Here is a 1,291-nt window from a genome sequence, read left to right on the forward strand (position 1 = left end):
ATTGCGGCTCGTCACTCTTCTGGTCCGCAAGCGCAGGTGCACACGCCGACTGGATCTCGATTGCGCTGGGGACATTGGATACTGAGTTTTTCTCTGCCAAACAAAAGCACGTTCAAGTGGCGTCGAAGGCCTCGTTGTATGAGATTCCGTTCCGCACGTGGAGTTGACGAAATGAAGATCTGTTTCCCGACATTCTGGTCGCAAGACTCCGGCATTGATTACGGCGCAGGGGAACTGCGCATCGGCTCCAGTCACTGGAATTGTATTTAGCGAGTGACCCGTTGGTATGAGGTTTTTTCGCCATGTCGCAACGACACGATCAATCCGCATCTGAATCATTTGCTCAACTACTCCACCCCAAACTTTTCCTCGCTCCGCGTTTCGATCACCTAACCTCTTAGGATTGTGTGATCAACCTGGTTCGAGCCCCCATGCAAAAAGCATTATTGTTTTTCTTCGCGCTTCTCCTCCTCGGCCCAGCCATCGCGTCGGTGTCGGCCGCCGATCTGCCGGGCACGGCCGAGATCAACACCGCTGCCCCGCTCCCCGGTGTCACTCAAACCGATTTGCAGGCACTGCAACAGCGCCTTGACGGTCTCAAACAGCAGATCTCCTCCGCGAACAATTACAACCAGCTCGAAGGCCCGCAGGATCGGGTGCAGGCGTTTATTCTGGACCTGGATCGGTTGTCGGCCTCGTTGTTGCCGCAGCAGGCGCAGTTGACCGTGCAGCTTGGTGTTTTGGGCGCGGCACCGGTCGGTGAGGTGGCGGCCGAGCAGGCAGATATCGTGGCGCAGCGTGCGGCCTTGACCGAGCAAAAGAACAAGGTCGATACCGCGCTGAAGAATGTCGCGACGCTGAAGCAAAGTGCGACGGAGCTGATCACCCAGATCGCTGGCATTAGGCGCACGCTGCTGGAAAGCGAATTGACTCTGCGCAGCCACAGTGTGTTGAGCACCGGGTTCTGGGCGCCGCTGGTTGCGCCGTCGTGGGACGACCGTCACCGGTTGGGGGGGTTTGTTGATCAAATCAAGGCAACCGGTGCCGAAGCATTGAGGCCGCAACAGCGGTTTTACACCGGCGTTCTGGTGCTGCTGGGCTGGCTGGTGTGGACGTTGGGCCGGCGGTTCGCTGATCGGTGGTTGGCATGGGTGTGTATTCATCGGATGCCGGAGGGACGCTTGCGCCGCAGTTCGCTGGCATTCGCTTCCGCGCTGGCAACGCTGGCGGCCACAGCGATTGCGCTGGAGTTGTTGTTTTACGCCTGCACTCGGCATGTACCGTTGCCGCC

Annotated in this window: 1 protein-coding gene; it reads left to right on the forward strand. The window is 58.7% G+C overall.

Annotated elements, in window-relative coordinates:
* Window positions 1-407: 407 nt before the first annotated feature.
* Window positions 408-1,291, forward strand: an 884-nt coding sequence (locus tag ACP693_RS17640) for a DUF3772 domain-containing protein (RefSeq protein WP_426050132.1), incomplete at its 3' end; no start/stop codon positions are given.

The organism is Brevundimonas sp. TWP1-3, assembly GCF_049896085.1.
Taxonomy (GTDB): Bacteria; Pseudomonadota; Alphaproteobacteria; order Caulobacterales; family Caulobacteraceae; genus Brevundimonas.